This window comes from Ideonella lacteola (assembly GCF_038066555.1).
Taxonomy (GTDB): Bacteria; Pseudomonadota; Gammaproteobacteria; order Burkholderiales; family Burkholderiaceae_C; genus Ideonella; species Ideonella lacteola.
In genome coordinates this window covers 82,880-101,206 of the sequence record NZ_JBBUTG010000016.1, presented here as the reverse complement: position 1 = coordinate 101,206, position 18,327 = coordinate 82,880, and the positions used below count along the sequence as shown (strand labels likewise).

Sequence of the window (18,327 nt, the reverse complement as noted above, 5' to 3'; positions counted from 1 at the left end):
TCAGTACGAGGTGCTCGACTGCACCAGATCGTCGGCCGGTTCGCCCGATTCGGGCGCCGAATCGATCATCGCCGCGCCAGCCTCGCAACCCGCGGCGTCGATCGCCGGTGCATCGAGCGGGTTGGCCTCCAGCGATTCGGCCGCCAGCATGCTCAGCGTGAGGCCCGCGGCGCGCAGCGAGGCATCTCTCTCGCGATCCGACGATGCATCGGTCGGCGCGTCGGGCTTCACCGTCTGGGTGGGCGGCGGCACCTCGCGTACACGCCCCTGCGCATCCACGCCTGGTGGTGGCGAGAACTGGAACAACGGCGCCACCGTGCTCACGAAAGGAGCTGGCCCGGCCAGGCCTCCCACGTCCCCTGCGGCAGGCACGATGGACGCAACCGGGCCCTGGGGGCCGTCGCCGGCACACGGAGCTTCAGGCATGGCGAGCTGCACTGGGTGATCGTCGTCGCTGTCGTCGTGGTCATCGTGGTTGGCGTGCGATCGGCCCGCGTCGCGTTGCGCACGGTCGGCCTCGCGTTGCTGGTGATCGAAGTAGAGCATCCAGGCGTGGGCCGAGTTGGGATGCCGATAGGGAGCAAGGCTGGGGACGACCGCATCGAAAAAGTCCACGTCGTCATCGTCTTGCTCCACGATCTGCCGAGTGGTCGACGGACGTGCCCAGAACTTCCAGGCCGGCGGCTTTTCACCCACCCTCAGCTCCAGCAACAGCTGGGCGCGGGCCGCGCTCAGCCCCAGCCGCTGAACCTGCGCTACCAGCGCGCGAAGCAGGCCCGGCTCCAGCCTCACCGAGCCCAAGGCCGCACGCCGCTGCCCCGGCATACCGACATCTCCGCCGTGCACCAGAAGCGGCTCGCCACCCGCCGCCTCCGCCACCGGGTCAAACAGCAACCCATGGGGCCCGAACTCTCTTTGCACCGCCGGGTCGACCGGAAACTCACGCAGCCGCGCGAAGCGGTACGTCCCGCTGGCCACCTCGCTGAACGAAGGGCGCGCGGCGATCGAGGCCAGGCCTTCACACAGGCTGGGCGCACCCGCACGGGCGTCGTCGATCAAGGCCGCGTCCGCCAGGTAGGACACACCATCCTTGGCATCGATGATCAAGCGCATGCGGTCTCCCCCTCCAAGAGTGTTTGGAATACGTGCAGATAGCCATGGGCCATGCCATCCATCGAGAAATTCTGGCTCACGTGCGCGCGGCCGGCCTCGCCCAGGTGCGTGCGCTCGGCGGGCTGGCCCAGCAAGCGTTCGATGGCTGCGGCCAGCGTGGCCGGGTCGTGCCCCTCGATCAGCAGGCCGGTGCGCTCGTGGAGAACCGCCTCGGCCGTGCCGCCTGAATTGTTCGCCACCACCGCCATCCCCAGGGCCATGGCCTCCAGCGCCGCGTTCGGGCAACCTTGGTGGTGGCCCAGCACCACGCCGATGTCTCCCTCGCCCGCCACGCGCTGCAGCTCGAAGCCAGCGCCATGCAGATGAACCGGCCGGCCCGCTTGAAGGTGCGGCGACAACAGGTCAACGCACCGCCGCGCATAGTCCTGGTGACGAGGCTCGGCAGCGCCAATCAGGTGAAGCGCCGCCGCAGGAAAGCGGTGCCACACCAAAGCCATGGCCCCGATGATCTCGGCCACGAACTTGGACGGCGCAATGCGGCCATTCACCACGATGCGCGGCACCCGGGCGCCCGCACCTTCGCGCCCGGCCGTGGGCCGCCAGGCGGGCACGCCATTGCGAACCACCGCCGTCGGGCACGCCACTTCAGCGGGCACAGCACCGTGAAACTTCATCACCAGGCGGGCCAACCGCGCGTAGTAGCGCGATTCGTCAAATCCGATGAGTTGCTGAAAGGTGGCCGTTGCCCGCATCTCTTCGAAGGCATAGCCGCCGGGCGAGACGTCCACCAGCCGCACCTCGTCGGGCGCGGCCTTGGCCACCAGCAGCTTGATCTTCGGGTCGACGTTCCAGAAGCCCACGATGCAGGGCCCAGAGGCGAGCAGCCGCTGCATCAGTGCCTCGGCGTGGTCGAAGCAATCCCGGCCCGCGGCCGATCGGGTGACGGCGACACCGGCGGCAGTCAGTTGCCGGAAGAACCAGTCGGTCGTGCTCTCACCGGTCACGACCACTTCGAAGCTGAAGCCCGTTGAGCCGTGGCGGGCCCAGTGGGTGGCCAGGTTCACCAGCGAGCGCTGGGCGCCACCCGCGTTCAGATTGGCGGTAACCCACATCACATGCCGCCGCCGCACCGCGGGCGCCGCCAGGTGTTCGAGTGTCCACAGACGGTGCGATGGAAACCGCGACCACACAGGCGGTGCCGGCCGCGGGGCGTGTGCCACGCGCCGGATCACGCCCGCCCATTCAGCGACGCTGGCCTGCGCATCCACCAGCGTGAGCCCGGCAGAGGCGAGCTCGCCCTGCCCGCCCACGCTCGCGGCCACCACCGGCACTTGCGCTTGCAAGGCTTCGAGGGTGGCGATCGACAGGCCTTCGAAGTCGCTCGTGTTGAGCAGCAGATCAAACGCCGGCAGCAGGCGCGCGGCACCGGCCACGAAGCCGGGCAGGCGAACGCGCTCTTGCAGGCCCAGCCGCAGCACCTCGGCGCACAGCCCGCGCCAGTGTTCGTCGCCACCCGCTCCCACGGGGCCCCCGAAGATCACCAGTCGCGTTCGGTCATTGGGGTCGGCCGCCAGCTCGGCCAGGATGCCCAAGGCGCGCCCGTAGTTCTTCTGCGGCTTGACCGCGCCCACCATCGCCACCAAAGACGCAGCCGGGTCGTCCCGCCAGGCCAAGGTCTGGCACAGCGACGCTCGCTGCGCGGCCCGGGCGCTGGGGGCGCATGGCGGAGACGGCGGCGACGGCGGCGACGGGATGTGCCGGATCAAGGTCACCGCATCACAGCGGCCGAGCGCCGCCAGATCGTCCACACAAGCTTGAGACACCGCCACGAGCCGCCGATCGGCCGGCAGGGCTTCAAAGGATTCGCGCCAACCTTCTCGCGCGTTATGCAGCACCGGCACGGCACGCGCGCCGCCAGCCTCCAGCGCCATGCGATGTTCCCGGCGCGTCATGTGGCACAGCACCACCGGCGCAACGCGGCCTGCGGTTTCTTGCCAGGCCGCCCAGGCCGCCGCAGCCTCGGCGGCAAAAGCTTGCAAGGCATCGGAAACCGGCTGGCCACGCGCCGGGCGAACCACCTCGACGCCACGCGGAATGGGCCATTCGTGGTCCACGCGGTGGATGACAAACAGGCGCAGGCGGTAACGCTGTCGATGATGGGCCGCCCAGTCGAGCACGATGCGCTCGGCACCGCCAATCGCCAGCGAGCCCAGCACCGCGCAGAGCACGATGGGCGCGGCGTTTGCGGGCAACGGCGGCTGGGCCACCTCTGCGCCGCCCTCCGCGCTGCCCTCTTCGCCGCCCTCTATGCTGCCCGCAAGGGCCACCACCGCAGCCACCTGCAGGCGCTGCAGCGCCGCGTCAGCATCCAGCGCCCCGCCCCGCACGGCGACGCGAGCCGGCATACACGCCTCAGTCATGGAGCCGCGCCGGGCTTGCCCCGGCCGTCAACCGACCCGGACGCCGCCGCGTTGCTCGGTGCAACGCCGCCCCGCCGGCGCTTTGGCATTGGATTGGAAAGAAGCTGACATGCACTCACGCCTGACCCTCATCTTCGCGCTTTGTGCCATTGTGGCCGGCAGTGCCCACGCCCAGGACGCCTGGGAACGGGGCTTCATCCGCAAAGGCATGCAAGAGGGCGAAGTGCTCCAGCGCATCGGCCCGCCCGACCACGAATCGCGGGTGTCCGGCCCGAATGCCGATGTCGAGGTGAAGACCTGGACCTATTTCCCGGCACGGCGCGACCCGCAAACGCTGAGCATCTTCACCCTCAAGGGCGGCGTGGTGGTGGAGATCGACCGCAAGATCTCTCGCTAACCGACGATCCGCGGGCCCCACATCACCAGCCCGGCGCCCACCACCCCCAGCGCCGTGCAGAGTGTGGCCACCGCCAGCACACCGCTCATGGCGATCCGCGCGATCGGCCCGCCGTGGTCACGCGCGCGCAGGTAGCCTTCCAGCACCAACAGCGGCACCACATACTGAGCGAACGCGAGGAAGCTGAGGAAAGGGCCTTGAAAGGTCTGGGGGTCGAACCCGACCGGGCCGCGGTTCGCCAGCAGCCAGGCCATCAGCCCCACGCGGAAGAACCACACCCCGCTGACGGCGAGGAACAGGCGCAACGCCCATCGGCGGTGGCGTTCGATCTGGCGCCCCACGGCCAGGCGCCAGGCCACCACCGCCAACACCACGATCAGCACCGCATTCAGCATCAGTCCTGCGTGCTGCACCGCATCGCCCACCGTGCGGCGGGTGAGCATCATCACCAGCCCGCCAGTGGCCATCACCAGTGCCGAGACGATGTAAACGCGGCCATTCCAGCGGTGCACCGCCGGCGCCAGCCGCCGGACCACCGGCAGCAACTGCAGCAGACCGCCGCCAATGATCAGCACGGTGAACACCAGGTGCAGCGCCGTGAGGGAATTCGCGAACGCATCGCCCGGCACCCAGCCGTGCGGCAGCACGCCGTTCCAGCGATCGAGCCGGCCGGCGACAGCGGCGGCGCCATAGAAGGCCAACACATACACCGCGAAGAGGGCCTGCCCTGCCAGCGCGACGACCAGCCAGGCCCTTGCCGACCACAGCAACGCGCGCTGAGCCTGACGCGCCATGGGGCCGTGCTCGGCCGATGGCATCGGTCGGTACAGGGCCGCCGCACTGGCCGAACAGGTAGCCGACGATGCGGCCGAATCATGGGAGATCGACATGGTGAACGCTCCGGTCAAGCCGAGGGTTGAAGGGGGCCAGGCTGGGCCCTCAGGAGGCGGCGGTCGGCAGTGTGGGCAGCGCGCGGGCTCGCACCAAGTGGGATGAGACGAGCGACGGTCCGCGGGGGCCGAGCCACGATCGGCAAGAACGAGCGGCGGTTGCCGGCCCCGGCAACCCGCTGAAACCCCGGATCGGAGGGACGGCTGTGCAGGCCCCAGAATCACCGCATGGACGCAGCCGAACTGGAGCGCATCGCCGCGCTCGAAATGCAAACCCACGGCCTCAGGCCCGTCTTTGACCCCGCAGCCCTGCACGAAGCCGAGGACCGACAGCCCGCAGCGCCGGCCCCCGGCTCGGCCCGGGGCGGCGACATCCGCGATACGCGCGACCGGCTCTGGTTTTCGATCGACAACGACGACACCCAGGACCTGGACCAACTGAGCTGGGCCGAGGCGTTGCCCGGCGGACAGACCCGCCTGGCGGTGGCGGTGGCCGATGTCGATGCGCTGGTGGCGCCGGGCGGTGCCATCGACGAGCACGCCTCGATCAACACCACCTCGGTCTACACGGCAGCAGGCGTCTTCCCGATGCTGCCCACCCGGCTGTCGAACGATCTCACCTCATTGCACGAGGGGCAGGATCGGCTGGCGGTGGTGGTCGAGATGACCGTGTCGGACGACGGCAGCGTGATCGATTCCACCTTGTACCGGGCGGTGGTGCTCAACCGGGCCAAGCTGGCCTACGACAGCATCGCCGCCTGGCTGGACGGGCGGGCCGATGCGCCGGCGGCGGTAGCTGCCAGCCCGGCGCTGCAACAGCAACTGGCGCTGCATGACCGTGTGGCCCGGTCGCTGCGGCACTGGCGCACGCGGCGCGGTGCCTTGAACGTGATGACGGCTCAGGCCCGACCGGTGTTCGCCGATGGCCAGTTGGTCGACCTGCGGGCCGATCGGAAAAACCGGGCCAAGGACCTGATCGCGGATCTGATGATCGCCGCCAACGGCGCCACGGCGCGCCACTTGGTCGAGCACGGTCAACCCTCGCTTCGCCGCGTCTTGCAGGAGCCCAAGCGATGGGATCGCCTGGTGAAGCTGGCCGCTGAACACGGCGCCACCTTGCCCGCCGCGCCCAACCCCTTGGCGCTCGACGAGTTCCTCACGAGGCAGCGCCAGATCGCGCCGACGCGCTTCGAAGAGCTGTCGCTCTCGGTGGTCAAGCTGCTCGGCTCAGGGGCTTACGCGGCGGCCCAGCCGGGCACACCGGCCTCGGGGCACTTCGGCCTGGCGGTGAACGACTACGCCCACTCGACCGCGCCAAACCGGCGATTCGTCGACCTCGTGACCCAACGGCTCATCAAGGCCTCACTCGCCGGGCGCGAATCTCCCTACACCTTCGAGCAACTGGGCGCCATTGCGGCGCAGTGCACCGCCCAGGAAGACAACGCATCGACGGTCGAGCGGCGCGTGCTCAAGGCCGCCGCCGCGTTCTTGCTGCACGACCGCATCGGGGAAGTCTTCGACGCGATCGTCACCGGGGTGACGCCCAAGGGCACCTTCGTGCGCATCTTCTCGCCGCTGGTGGAAGGCCGCGTCGTTCGAGGCTTCGATGCACTCGACGTCGGTGACTCGCTTCGCGTGAAGCTGTGCGGCGTCGACATCGACCAGCGTTTCATCGATTTCGAGCCCGCCTGATCATCGCGGGCCAATCGCCTTTCGGCCTCTCCGGCCTCTCGGCCTCTCCACCTCTCAGGCCGTCTGCCCCTTGGCACGGCGCAACCAGCGCGGCAGCCAGCTCGGTGCCGACCGTGTGGTCGAGCCCAATGCATCGGCTGCTGACGCGCTGGTGCCAGCCGGCGCGTCGGTGAGCGGGGCGGGTTGCTCGGCAGCCCGGGCCTCGGCACGGCGCCATGCCGCCACGGTGTCGAGCACCGCACCACCCGATTGGGTGATGAGCGCCGCCAGCGCCATCGCCCGGGCGGTCTCGCCGGGCTGGAAGATGGGCATCGGGTGCAGGCTGTCGAGCTTGTGGGCGCAATAGCACAGCGCGCTGCCGACCACCGTGTCCCTCGCCGTACCAGTGCCCTCGGCGTACATCTGCCCGAGGTTGAACAGCGCCTCGGGGTGGGCCTGGTCGGCGGCTTCGCAGAACCACTTGAAGGCCTTGGCGTGGCTCTGCTCCACGCCCTCGCCCAGCGCATGCGCCAGCCCCAGGTGGAACTGGGCATCGCGGTGGCCCAATTCGGCCGCCAGCGTCCACCAGTGCACCGCCAATTCGTCACTCGCGTCGACGCCGTCACCCAGTTTGAACAGGCGGCCCAGCTCGAACCGCGCCTGCGGGTCGCGCCGCTCGGCGCGGGCCATCACGGCCCGCGCTGCCGCACTGGGCGCCACACGGCCCAGCGACAGGCGCGATGGGGCATGCGACATCAACGGGACGGGCTCGGTGGGCGTTTCGTCGACCGCGGCGCCCACCCGGGGCGCCACTTGCGGTGCCGCGGCGGGCGTTGCCCTCGGTGAAGCCACCGGAGGCCGCTGAACCAGGTGCAGGCGGCCAGACTGTTCGTCGGCGGCATTCAACCCCAAGGCATTGGCCAGCGAGACGACGGTCGCGCGCACCTCGTCGAGCTGATCGCAACTGCACAGGCCCAGCGCCCACACCAGCCGGGTGCCTTCACCGTCGGCGCGGCCACGCAGCCACACCTGGCCTTCGCCATTCGGATCGTCGTTCTCGGGAAACCGCGCCATCAACTGCCTGGCCAGTTCAACGTACCGGGAGTTCGTGCCCGGCGCGCGATGCGACAGATGGCCCAGCATCTCCCAGACCGCGTTCGGGTGCGCCGGCAGAGCCACGTCGGCGGGCTGTTCCCAGATCTGAATGACGTAGCTCACTCGCTGCTTTCTTTCTTCGCTTGCCAGCTCTCGAATGCCGCTCACCGATCGATGCAGCTGAAAACTTGGCCCCTGAAGCGGGCGAATTCTAGGGACGCCCGAGGCGCTCGCCTGCCCATGTCGGCCCACAGCGTGAAAGCCTGCACGGCACGTTCGAGACATCGTCCGACAGACGTTCAGGATGCCGACCGACCAGCGTGCGAAACCGCACTGACTAAGCTGATTTCATGAGTTTCTGCCCGAAGTCAAAACTGCTCGCCATTGCCATCTCGTTGGCAGCTTTGTCCTCCGCCACCGCGACATGGGCGCAGGATGCCGCAAGCCTGCAGGCTCGGCATGAGGCGCAACGCCGGGCGCTCGCCGCGAGCCCTTTCCAGCGGCCACTTCTGATCGAAACCCGTTCCTCTTCGACGACATCGCAAGGCCAAGTGGACGCCGTGCTGGCCTATCCCTTCGACACGGTGGCCCGGTCGTTCCGCGAAGCCGACACCTGGTGCGACATCCTGATGCTGCAGCTCAATGTGAAGGCGTGCCATGTGGATGCCGGAGGCGACGGGGCACACGGAACCGCCCTGGAGGTGGCCATCGGCAAGAAGATCGACCAGCCGCTGCGAGAGGCCTATCAAGTGCGGTTCGACCACAGATTGGCCGCGGCGCGCGCCGACCACCTGTCTGTGCAGATCAACGCGGCGGACGGCCCCCTGGGCACGCACGACCATCGGCTCACGCTTCAGGCGGTGCCGGTCGATGGATCACACACCTACATCCAGATGGCGTATTCGTACCGCAACGGGCCCACGGCACGCTGGGCCACACAGGCCTACCTGGCCACGATCGGCCGAAACAAGGTGGGCTTCACCGTGGTGGGGAGAGACGCCAACGGACGCAACTTGTATGTCGACGGCGTGCAGGGTATCGCCGAGCGCAATGCGATGCGCTACTTCCTCGCCATCGAGGCCTGGCTGGACGCGCTGGCCTCGCCACCGGCTGATCGCGCGGAGCGGCGCCTGCGCCAGTGGTTCGAGGCCACCGAGCGCTATCCGCGCCAGTTGCATGAGATCGAGATGGCGGACTATCTGACGATGAAGCGTCGGCAGCGTCGGTCGCACGATGCCGCACCGGATGGCCCTGCTGAGCCCCACCGCTGAGTGCTAGCGAATCGGGCCGGCACGCAAAACATCGATGTGAAGCTCGATGTCGCGGGCCCACCCATCGATCATCTCGACGAACGCCCGGCCTTCGTACGCGTCCAGACTGGCCGACCCGTCGGCGTCGAGCGCGGTCATGTCATACACGACCTCGACTTCGGTGCGCTCCGTGCTCAGCGCGCTGCAGCGCACCTCGACCGTGCCGGTTCGCGAAGCCGGCGTGCAGCGCACATAGCGTGAGCGGTGCTGCGTGCGGTCAAAGTCCACCATCAGCCATATCGTTCGTTCGGCGCCCTCACCGGTGGTGAACACCATGCCCGCCTCCGTACGGCCATCGGGGGGAGACAGATAGGTCGGCTGCCAGCCTTGGACCCAACGCTCTTCACCGGCGGGCGTGAAGAACATGAAGGCGTCGGCGATGGGTGCGTTCACGGCAATGCGATGTCGGCTGACGACACGGCGGCTCATGGGGAGTCCTTTTCAATAACAACGTCAGAAAGCCAGGCTCAGCGGCGCAGTGCCGTCACGCGGCCCGGGTGAGCTGCAGCAGTTGCCAGCCGGCCAGTCCCGCCAGCAACGCGGCGGAACACCCGTTCACCACCCGCTGCCATCGCGCGTCGAAGCGATCGCGCAAGGCTCCCACGACCGCCGCGAGGATGAGCCACCACAGGGCCGACCCCAGCAAGACCCCGAGCACCATGGCCCAGGGCGATGCAGCCGGCGCGTGGCCTGCCAGCGCGCCAAAGACGGCCATGAACGACAAGATGGTGGTGGGGTTGGACAACGTCAGCAAGAAGGTCCCGGACACGAAGCGCAGCAAGGTGCCCGGTGCGGCCTGCCCCTGCAGGCGCTGCACCGGCGGCTTGGTGGCGATGCGCCAGGCCAGGTACAGCAGGTAAGCCCCGCCGAACAAGCCCAGCCACAGCTTCAGACCGAGCAGCCAACGGATCAGGCCGGTGACGCCGAACGCGCCGATGGCGCCGTACACCGCATCGGCCAGCGCGGCACCCAGGCCGGTGGCCAGGCCGGCCGCACGCCCGTGGTCGAGCGTGCGCTGGATCGCCAGCACACCAATCTGACCGACGGGTGCCGCGATGGACAAACCGATCAGCATCGATTGGGCGAACAGCACGGGAACGGACGACGGAGCTTCCATGGGCAGAATTTTCGGGTGGTGTCCATGCGGTTGAACAGGCGCCTACACCAAGAAATCAGGCCAACTGCTTTGTGTTTTTCCGGCGCGGGGCCACATCGGCCTGAATTCAACAGCATCAGCGCACAATGCAGCCCGCACGAGCCCCCGGGAGAGAATCGCCATGGCAGACACCTTCGCCCTCGATCCCAAAGCCTGGCAGTTGCTGCTGGCGCTGCAACAAGACGGCCGCGCATCGCTGAAGACGCTGGCCGCCGCCGCCGATCTCTCGGTGCCGGCCACGGCGGAGCGGCTGAAGCGGTTGATGGAGGCTGGGGTGGTCCGCTCGATCGGCGCAGAGTTGGATGCCACGGCGGCGGGCTACCCGGTGCGCGCCATCATCGGCATCACCGTGCTGCAGCCGGGCAAGAAGGCCTTCATCGACAAACTCAAGCGCGCCGCCGAAGTGCTGGAATGCCACCACGTGGCAGGCGCCGATTCCTACCTGTTGACCGTGGTGGCGCGAAGCCTCGAAGACCTGGAGCGCTTCCTCGCCTCGATCAACGCCTATGGCGAGACGCGCACCTCGATCGTGTTTTCCACGCCCATCCCGCGCCGGGGGCTGGTGCCGCCGGGCAGCACGCGCGGCAGCTGACAGGGGCGTCAGTGCCGGTGCGTGTGATGCGCATCCGGCACGTGGGCATGGCTGTGCCGCAAGGGCGCATGCTCGTGCCAATGGCTGTGTTCGCCAGCCGGCATCTCGTGGTGGTGATGGAGGTGGTGGCCGTCGTCGTGCCGGTGGGCGTGCTCGTGCGCGAGCACCTCATGAACATGCTCGTGGGCATGGGATTCGGCCAGATGCAGCACGATGCCTGCGGCCATCAGCCCACCCGCCAGCAGCATGGACAGGTCGGCAGACCGATCCCCCATCGCCACCGCCACCAGCGCCCCCACAAAGGGTGCGAACGCAAACACCGAGCCGGTCCGTGCCGCGCCGAAGGCGCGTTGCGCCAGCAGGTAGCAGCGCAGACTCAGGCCATACCCGCAGGCCCCCACCAGCAGCAAGGCCGCGATGGCGCCCGCCGTGGGCATCGGCTCGCCCACGAGGCCGGCCAGGCCAGCGGATGCTGCGGCGCCAAGCGATGCCTTGGCCCACACCACCCGGCCCGGATCACGTTCGGCCAGGGCACGTGAGAGGGTGTTGTCAATGCCCCAGGACAGGGTGGCCACCATCACCGCCAAGAGACCGGCGAGCGGCGCCGCGCCCCCCTGAGCTTGACCGCTCACGAGCACCAGCGCGCCCGCCAGCAGAAGGGCCATCGCGGTCCCGACACGGCGATCCATCGTCTCGCGGTAAAGCGCCCAGGCCAGCAACGCGGTGAACAAGCCTTCGAGCGTCAGCATCAGCGACGCGCCCACCCCACTGGTGCGCTGCAGGCCCCAGGCCAGCGCCACCGGCCCGAGCACCGCACCGAAGGCCACCATCGCCACGAGCCGCGGCGCATCGGCGCGACGCAGCGCCGCCTCGCGCTCCGCCGGGCGCCTTGAGAACATGCCCACGAAGGCGGCACCGGCGTAGAGCAAGGCAGCTGTCTCGAACGGACCGAGACCAGCGCCCCAGCGCTGTACCAGCGGCGTGCTGACGCCGAACAGCACCGCCGCCAACAAGGCCAGCAGGCCACCGCGCACGGCCGGCCCGCTCGACAGCATCGTCATGTCACCGCATCAAGAAGTTCGAACACGGTGGCGATGCTACGTCTCACGCCATGGTCGGAGGCCAGCGGTGCGATTCGCCCTGGCACGCACGGCACCACGCATACAGGGCGTCATACATCACCATGCCATGGCGCAGCATCTCATGGTCGTCGGCGAACTGGTGCGACAACCCGAGCGAGATGGCGTAGAGGCCGGCAGACTGCGGCGTGAGGTCGAGCCGCGAGGTATCGGCCCCGCGCACGATCGCGGCCAGTTGGTGCAGCGCCGGATCGTTCAGCTCGTACTTCGCGACGAAGGCATCGAAACTGCACCGCTCCCCCACGTGGCTCATCTCCACGCCAGGGATGTCGTACGGCACGGCCCCGGTGGCGTCGGCCACCGCCAGCACCTCGCCGGCCGGCACATACAGAAACTCGGGCGATGCATCGATGAAACGGGCGATGAGCCACGGGCAGGCGATGCGATCGATCTTCGGACGTTCACGGGTCACCCATTTCATCGACGGTCTCCTTCAAGCGTGGCTGAGCAGCGGATGGACCACCAGCCCGATCGCGGCCGCCACCGCCACGATGATCGGCTCTTGCACCTTCTTGAATCTCCACAGCACGACGGCCGTGGCGATGGCGATCACGCCGGTGATCCAGTCGGTGATCGAGCGTTGCCCGATGACCACCACCGCGCCCGCGATCGCGCCGATGGCGGCGGCGGTGACCCCGTCGACAAAGGCCACGATCGCCGGCCGCTTGCCGTGCTTCTTGAAGTACGGAGCCGGAATCACGGTGAGCAGGTAGCAGGGCAGGAACGTGGCCAGCGCAGCCACCACCGCGCCCCAGAAGCCTTGCACCAGGAAACCGATGAAGCCGGTGGTGATGACGACCGGGCCGGGGGTGATCATCGCCACCGCGACGGCATCGACGAATTCCCGATCGGTGAGCCAGCCGTACTCCTTGACGACGCCGCTGTACAGGAAGGGCACGATCGCCAGGCCACTGCCGAACACGAAGCTGCCGGCGTAGGTGAAGAAGGTGGCGATTTTGGTGAGCTTGGCCGGGTCGACGGCATCGAGCGCCAACAGCGCAACGATCGCGCTGGAAGCCTCGTGGATGCCGCCCCGCTTGCCCAGCCAGGCCGGCGGCACGCGCACCAGCCACACCAGCACCCCCGCACCGATGAAGAGCCAGATCTCTTCCGTCTGCGTGATGATGGTGACCGCCGCACTCACCGCGAAGATGGCCCACAACAGGCGGTCTTTGCCGATGTTCTTGCTGGTGAGCTTGTAGGCGCTCATGGCGATGATGCCGATCACCGCCGCGCCCACGCCGTAGAACACCGACTGCATCCAGCCGATGCCGCCCAGGCTCTTGTAGGCCATGCCGATGGCCAGCACCATGCAGAACGACGGCAGCACGAAGGCCACGCCAACCAGCGTGGCGCCCCACACCCGGTAGTGCACATAGCCCAGGTAGATGGCCAGTTGCGCGGCCAGCGGCCCGGGCATCAGCTGCGCGATGGCCATGCCCTCCTTGTAGTCGCCCTCGCTGATCCAGCGCCGCTTCTCGACCAGATCACGGTACATGTAGCCCACCAGGGCCACCGGGCCGCCGAAGCCCCAGGTGCCCAGGCCCAGCATGTAGGCCACCATTTGCCACAGCGTGTACGTGGCAGGCTCGGGCGGATGCGATTCGACGGAGGTGGTTTCACTCATGGCAGGCGTCTTTGAGTTCGTTGAGGATGTGTTCACCGCGCGGCCGCAGGCCGCTGGAAGTGGGCATACAGCGAATCGAGCACGAGGGAGATCTCGGCCAGCAGGGTGTCGTCGTCGCCTCCGTGGCGCTCGCGGGCACCGGCCAGGATCGACTCGAAGCCCTGCGCCTCGGCGACCGGATCGCCGCCGACGTCCAGTTGATGGACCATCGCGCCGAGCCGCGCCAACGCCGCGTCTTCCTCCAGGCCGAAGCTCGCCAACAGCGTTTCGAAGGTGACGCGCTCACCCACGTGCGTGAAGGCCGCGCCGTCGAAATCGAAGCCGAGCGCACTCTTGGGGCAATCGGCCGGTGTAGCCAGCCACTTGAAGCGGGCCTTTGGATCAATGAAGCGGCGGATGAGCCAGGCGCTGGCGACGCGGTCGACCCACAAATGTCGACGTGTGGCCCAGGTGCGCCCTTGGTACCGGGCGAGTTCGAGGCGTGGCACATGGCCCGGCGCCTCCTGGGGCTCGTCAGGCGACAACACGGCCTGGATGCGCCGCAGCAGGTCGAGCCAGGCCACCTCGGCTTCTGCCGCGCTGTCGCCAGGGAAGAAGTCGATCGCCCGCAGGGCTTCGTACTCGCGCGTGAGCCGGCGCTGAAGGCGGCCCGTCTCCGCGGCGCTGAGCTTGGGCAAGGCGCGCAGGGCGTCTTGCCATTGGCGCCGCATCTCGGCCCACTCGGCGCCCCGATCAAACAAGGCACGAAAGCCCTGGTCTTCGTCGTCTGAAGCGGCCTGCACCGCCATCAGCCAGGCGGCCCCGCCCTCGCGGATGCAATCGTCGGCCTGCTCGCGCAACGCCTGCAAGTGGGGCGAGCCCGCCGGCAGCAGGTAGGCCCCGTCACGCAAGGCCGCGCAGCCCAGCGCCTTGAGCGCCCGCCAGATGCGCATGCGGCCGGTGGCGCTGGCCGTGGGCAGCGACAGCACCAGCAACACCCAGCCCGCCTCAGTCTTCATGTAGCGAATCATACGTTGATGTATGAGTTGCTACATCAATTCCCCCTTGCCCGTGGGGCGAGCCTGCGCCGTAGGCCCCCACCTACGGCAACACGGGATGGCCGGGGCTGGGCGCGCCGGCAGTGAGTGCTCAACATGTCCAGCATCACCTCTTGGAGAACCGCCATGCGCACAGAACCCCGCCCCACCCCTTCCGCCGCGGTGGAACACGCCCCCAAGGGCACCGCGCTGCCGATGGAAGCGCTGGAGCCCGCCGACAATGCCGCCGCTCTGGATGCCGACTGGCCCGAGCGGGAGCGTCTGAGCCGGGGCAGCCCTCCGCCCGACGACGGCGACAACGACGCTTCTTCCTACGGCCCACCGGTCGATGCCGACCACGCCGCAGACGAAGGCGTGGCCGAATCGTTGGGCAAGGCGATCATCGCGCCGGTGCTGGTCGCCGCCGACGCGACGGACGATCGATCGTCAAACGGCGACCGCTGAGGCGCTGGCCGCAGACGCCGACGCTCAGCGCGGCACGCCGTCCATCCAGGCGGCGCGAATCTGCCGGCCACAGTAGGCCGAACGGACGCCCGGGTGGCGGTGGCTGTCGTCGTCGTTCAGCCCATCGGTGCTTTCGCGGGCGACCACGCCCCACCAGCGCTTCTTGGCCTCGATCCACGGATAGAAGCCGAACGCACCCGCGCTGCTGTAGGCGCCGTCGCCCACCACCGGATCGTCCTCCACCCAGTGACCGAGCGAGTAGTTCCAGCTCTCGTCGGTGGGGATGGGCGTGGCCAGCGCCTTGGCGCAGGTCAGCGGGTTGGTGCAGACCTTGCTCGTGCCCAGCAGGCCCTTCATCTTCAGCTCGCCGCTGACGATCTTCTGCAACATGCGGCCGTAGTTCGCCGCGGTGGAGACGCCACCCCCGGCGAGCTGCGGCTGGCTGTAGTCGAAGTGGGTGCCCAGCAGCCCGTTGACGTGGGCGGCCAGCGCCGCGTTGTCGTCCGGCCCGAGGCCGATCACGACGGCCTGCTTCTGCATGTGCCCTCCGCTGTAGAAGAACTTGCCCTTGTGGGCCTCGACGTAGCCGCCGTTGTTGATCGGCCCCTGGTGAAAGCTCTGGCATTCGGCCACCGTCTGGTTCTGAAGGCAGAGGTCGAACTCGGTGTAGCCGCTGGTGAAATTCAGATAGCTGGCGGCCTGCTTGCTGACGACACCGTTCATCTGTTCGACGGCGTACGTGCCGTAGACCATTTTCGAGGCCGAGGCGATGGACAGCGGCGTCTGTGCCAACGGTGCGCCCACGCCCTCCCGGCCATCCACTTTCACGCCCGAGCTGTCGCCCACCGACCAGTAGAACGGCTGGATGTCCTGGCAATACGGGTTGTGGGCCGCGGTGCTGCGCGCCGCAGCCTTGCGCTCGGCCAGCGTCGGCTGGGCCTGGGCCGTTTCGGTGGCCGAGCGGCTGGCGGCAGCGGCATGGGCGGCCGAGCCAGCCGCTGCAGCGGCCAGGGCAACGACCCAAAGATGACGACCGGGTGTGTTCACGTGGGGCTTCCTGGTGAAAGTGACGACAGACCCACTGTCGTTCAGACGTGGTTGAGCGGGTGTCACCAGCGGTGGCAATCGATGACGGGGACGGGCACGCCGTCATCGTTTGTCATCAATCGCGGGCCGGGCCTTACCGTGCACTCGGGCTTTACCGCCAGGCCCGGGAGAGTGACACTCGGCCCAGTCGACTCTGCACGCCGGCCAGCGAGGGGGCAGCCCCTTCTGAACGCTGGATGCCCGGTGTGCGCAACCGCCGGCCGTCTCTCACGGCCTCTCTGCCCGGCGCCACCGCGCCCTCGACGTCAAGGAAAGGACCGACACCATGGATCCGAACGCCAAGACCCCCCACCTGCCCGGCAAATTCATCTGGTTCGAGCATGTCTCGCCGGACTTGGCCAAAGCACGGGCCTTCTACGAGCCCCTGTTCGGCTGGCATGCCGAATCGATGCCGATGGGTGGACAGACGTACCACATGCTGTTCAACGGCCAGCAGGGCGTGGGCGGCCTGCGCTCGCCCAGCCCGGGTGAGCCGTCGCAGTGGGTCAGCTACATGTCGGTCGACAACGTCGACGCGGGCGTGCGGGCAGCCAGCCAGGCCGGGGCCGCCGTGGTGATGCCCCCCACCGATTTCCCGCCGGTGGGGCGCGGTGCTGGCCTGGTCGACCCGACCGGCGGCGCCTTCTGCCTGTGGACCAGCACCAACGGCGACGAACCCGATGGCGATGTCCCGGTCGGCGGTTTTGTGTGGAACGAGTTGTCGACGCCCGACGTGCACCAAGCCCTCGCGTTCTACGAGAAGGCCTTTGGCTACACCCATTCGACGATGGACATGGGTGACCAGGGCCTGTACTACATCCTCAACACCCACGGCGACAAGGGCCGCGCCGGGCTGTTCCAACCCAAGGAGCCGATGCCGACGATGTGGCTGCCATATGTGCATGTGGCCGACTGCGATGCCACGTTCGCGCTGGCGCAGAAGCTGGGCTCGGGGTTCGTCGCCATGCCACCCACCGACATCCCGACCGTCGGCCGCATCGCCATCTTCGGCGACACGCAGGGCATCGCCATCGGCGTCATCCAGCCGGATCCGGCGATGTAGGCCCCGTCAGGCCACTGCCCCCCTTTCGCTACTCCAACCGGGAACCCGCCATGGCCAACCATGTGTACAAGCTGGTCGAGATCGTCGGCACCTCGACCGCCGGCAGCGACGACGCGATCCGCAACGCCATTGCCACCGCCGCCAAGACCATTCGACGCATCGATTGGTTCGAAGTGGTGGAAACCCGAGGCCACGTGGTTGACGGCCAGGTCGAGCACTTTCAGGTGACGCTGAAGGTGGGGTTCAGGGTGGAAGACTGATCCTCAAGAAGCTGGACGGGCGGAGCGGCAACGCTTCGCCCGTCATCGTACGGTCGATCAGTTGGCGGGTGCAGCGGCCTTGGGCGCCTTGCTTGCAGCCTTCGGTTCGAGGAGCTTCAGGACCACATCGTCTTTGCCCGCGTCACGGACGGAGGAGTCCTCCTTGTCCAGCACATTGACACCTGCAAACACCAACACGTCTCCCAACTTAGGAATGAAGGCCATGTATCGGTCGTCTTCAACCAGCTTGTATCCCTTGACCTGCAGGCGCTGCTTCATGAACGGAAACTGACCCTCTGCGATGGACATCGAGTTGTCGTCACGCTTGTACGGGCTGGCCACGTCGGCCAGCATCACTTTCACGCCCTGCGCCAAGCTGGTCTGAACATTGGCCTTCAACGCGGCACCATCCGACTCGGCCCACCCGCCAGCCCCCATCAAGGGGCGGCTGGCACCGGTGGAGACGATGTAGCGAGTGCTCCAGATCATCTTGTTGTCCGGCCCGGCGAGGTTGACCTTCAGCACGACAAAGGGCCGCACATCCGAGGTGTCGAGGTAGGTCAACACAAGCCCTGGGGTAATGGTCAGTGTGGTTCCTGCGCCAGCGGTCGAGAACTTCTCGCTCAAAGGCGCCTCCGCGGTGAGTCTGCCGACCTCGGCCATCAGCGGCGCATCGAGCTTGATCTTCAGCGAGGATTCGGCATCCTTGACCGCATTGGCTCCGGCGCTGGAATTGGCTGCGTGGGCAATCGCGACACCGAGAAGGCCGAACATGGCACCGACCTCGGCACCCTTCTGGTGGCCGGAGATGATGACCTGGCTGTCTGGCACTCGGTAGGTGCCAATTGGCAGGTCGCTCCAGCCCGAAAGGTCTTCACCCGATACCTTGATGGCAATGCGCTGAGACTGCGCAGGTGCCGGCTTGGTCATCTCGAAACTGGCACACCCAGTGATGGCGGCCAAGGTCACACCAGCGACGGCCATGGCGGCCCAACGCTTGAATTGCTTCATATTCACTCCCTCCAGA

19 protein-coding genes are annotated in these 18,327 nt (G+C 68.0%); 7 read left to right on the top strand and 12 right to left on the bottom strand.

Annotation, left to right across the window (positions count from 1 at the left end; genetic code table 11):
• Both AACH06_RS21805 and AACH06_RS21800 read right to left on the bottom strand, forming a co-directional pair.
• Entirely contained in the window at window positions 1–1,113 is a 1,113-nt protein-coding gene (locus tag AACH06_RS21805) for a hypothetical protein (protein ID WP_341427886.1), read from the bottom strand.
• Window positions 1,104–3,518, bottom strand: coding sequence for a glycosyltransferase (locus tag AACH06_RS21800; protein WP_341427885.1), 2,415 nt, complete (start codon window positions 3,516–3,518; stop codon window positions 1,104–1,106). The genes AACH06_RS21805 and AACH06_RS21800 overlap by 10 nt, the downstream gene beginning before the upstream one ends.
• A 124-nt stretch (window positions 3,519–3,642) precedes the next feature.
• Here AACH06_RS21800 and AACH06_RS21795 point away from each other — a divergent pair, with 124 nt between their 5' ends.
• Window positions 3,643–3,930 (top strand): hypothetical protein, encoded by a 288-nt coding sequence (locus AACH06_RS21795; RefSeq protein WP_341427884.1) that lies wholly within the window; start codon window positions 3,643–3,645, stop codon window positions 3,928–3,930.
• Here AACH06_RS21795 and AACH06_RS21790 read toward each other — a convergent pair.
• Window positions 3,927–4,820: a DUF2306 domain-containing protein gene (locus AACH06_RS21790; RefSeq protein WP_341427883.1), complete on the bottom strand. Its 894-nt coding sequence runs from the start codon at window positions 4,818–4,820 to the stop codon at window positions 3,927–3,929. The genes AACH06_RS21795 and AACH06_RS21790 overlap by 4 nt on opposite strands.
• A 228-nt stretch (window positions 4,821–5,048) precedes the next feature.
• Here AACH06_RS21790 and AACH06_RS21785 point away from each other — a divergent pair, with 228 nt between their 5' ends.
• Window positions 5,049–6,512, top strand: a complete 1,464-nt coding sequence (locus AACH06_RS21785; protein ID WP_341427882.1) for an RNB domain-containing ribonuclease — start codon at window positions 5,049–5,051, stop codon at window positions 6,510–6,512.
• Between the two features lie 54 nt (window positions 6,513–6,566).
• On the opposite strand, the gene AACH06_RS21780 is transcribed toward AACH06_RS21785, so the two are convergent.
• On the bottom strand, window positions 6,567–7,709 hold the full coding sequence (locus tag AACH06_RS21780) for a tetratricopeptide repeat protein (protein ID WP_341427881.1): 1,143 nt from the start codon (window positions 7,707–7,709) through the stop codon (window positions 6,567–6,569).
• A gap of 227 nt (window positions 7,710–7,936) precedes the next feature.
• Between AACH06_RS21780 and AACH06_RS21775 the strand changes: the two genes are divergently transcribed.
• On the top strand, window positions 7,937–8,857 hold the full coding sequence (locus AACH06_RS21775) for a hypothetical protein (RefSeq protein ID WP_341427880.1): 921 nt from the start codon (window positions 7,937–7,939) through the stop codon (window positions 8,855–8,857).
• Window positions 8,858–8,860: 3 nt separating this feature from the next.
• Here the strand turns inward: AACH06_RS21775 and AACH06_RS21770 are convergent, their stop codons facing one another.
• On the bottom strand, window positions 8,861–9,325 hold the full coding sequence (locus tag AACH06_RS21770; RefSeq protein ID WP_341427879.1) for an SRPBCC family protein: 465 nt from the start codon (window positions 9,323–9,325) through the stop codon (window positions 8,861–8,863).
• A gap of 55 nt (window positions 9,326–9,380) precedes the next feature.
• Window positions 9,381–10,013 (bottom strand): LysE/ArgO family amino acid transporter, encoded by a 633-nt coding sequence (locus AACH06_RS21765; RefSeq protein ID WP_341427878.1) that lies wholly within the window; start codon window positions 10,011–10,013, stop codon window positions 9,381–9,383.
• Between the two features lie 160 nt (window positions 10,014–10,173).
• On the opposite strand from AACH06_RS21765, the gene AACH06_RS21760 reads away from it, so the two are divergent.
• Window positions 10,174–10,644 (top strand): Lrp/AsnC family transcriptional regulator, encoded by a 471-nt coding sequence (locus tag AACH06_RS21760; RefSeq protein ID WP_341427877.1) that lies wholly within the window; start codon window positions 10,174–10,176, stop codon window positions 10,642–10,644.
• An 8-nt stretch (window positions 10,645–10,652) separates the two neighbouring features.
• Here the strand turns inward: AACH06_RS21760 and AACH06_RS21755 are convergent, their stop codons facing one another.
• From AACH06_RS21755 to AACH06_RS21740, 4 genes are read right to left on the bottom strand one after another with little or no spacing between them, the layout of a single operon-like run.
• Complete coding sequence (locus tag AACH06_RS21755; RefSeq protein ID WP_341427876.1) at window positions 10,653–11,705, bottom strand: DMT family transporter; 1,053 nt, start codon at window positions 11,703–11,705, stop codon at window positions 10,653–10,655.
• A 43-nt stretch (window positions 11,706–11,748) separates the two neighbouring features.
• Window positions 11,749–12,204 carry a chromate resistance protein ChrB domain-containing protein gene (locus AACH06_RS21750; RefSeq protein WP_341427875.1) on the bottom strand — a complete coding sequence of 152 codons (456 nt, stop codon included), beginning with the start codon at window positions 12,202–12,204 and terminating at the stop codon, window positions 11,749–11,751.
• Window positions 12,205–12,216: 12 nt separating this feature from the next.
• Window positions 12,217–13,410 carry a chromate transporter gene (locus AACH06_RS21745; protein ID WP_341427874.1) on the bottom strand — a complete coding sequence of 398 codons (1,194 nt, stop codon included), beginning with the start codon at window positions 13,408–13,410 and terminating at the stop codon, window positions 12,217–12,219.
• A gap of 32 nt (window positions 13,411–13,442) precedes the next feature.
• Entirely contained in the window at window positions 13,443–14,408 is a 966-nt protein-coding gene (locus AACH06_RS21740) for a chromate resistance protein ChrB domain-containing protein (protein WP_341427873.1), read from the bottom strand.
• Window positions 14,409–14,573: 165 nt separating this feature from the next.
• On the opposite strand from AACH06_RS21740, the gene AACH06_RS21735 reads away from it, so the two are divergent.
• Window positions 14,574–14,891: a hypothetical protein gene (locus tag AACH06_RS21735; RefSeq protein WP_341427872.1), complete on the top strand. Its 318-nt coding sequence runs from the start codon at window positions 14,574–14,576 to the stop codon at window positions 14,889–14,891.
• 24 nt (window positions 14,892–14,915) lie between these two features.
• On the opposite strand, the gene AACH06_RS21730 is transcribed toward AACH06_RS21735, so the two are convergent.
• Entirely contained in the window at window positions 14,916–15,938 is a 1,023-nt protein-coding gene (locus AACH06_RS21730) for a hypothetical protein (protein ID WP_341427871.1), read from the bottom strand.
• Between the two features lie 325 nt (window positions 15,939–16,263).
• Between AACH06_RS21730 and AACH06_RS21725 the strand changes: the two genes are divergently transcribed.
• Both AACH06_RS21725 and AACH06_RS21720 read left to right on the top strand, forming a co-directional pair.
• The gene (locus AACH06_RS21725; protein ID WP_341427870.1) at window positions 16,264–17,040 is read left to right on the top strand and encodes a VOC family protein; all 777 of its coding nucleotides are present in this window, start codon (window positions 16,264–16,266) and stop codon (window positions 17,038–17,040) included.
• Between the two features lie 50 nt (window positions 17,041–17,090).
• On the top strand, window positions 17,091–17,300 hold the full coding sequence (locus tag AACH06_RS21720; RefSeq protein WP_341427869.1) for a dodecin: 210 nt from the start codon (window positions 17,091–17,093) through the stop codon (window positions 17,298–17,300).
• 57 nt (window positions 17,301–17,357) lie between these two features.
• Here the strand turns inward: AACH06_RS21720 and AACH06_RS21715 are convergent, their stop codons facing one another.
• Window positions 17,358–18,311, bottom strand: coding sequence for a hypothetical protein (locus AACH06_RS21715; protein WP_341427868.1), 954 nt, complete (start codon window positions 18,309–18,311; stop codon window positions 17,358–17,360).
• Between the last annotated feature and the right edge of the window lie 16 nt (window positions 18,312–18,327).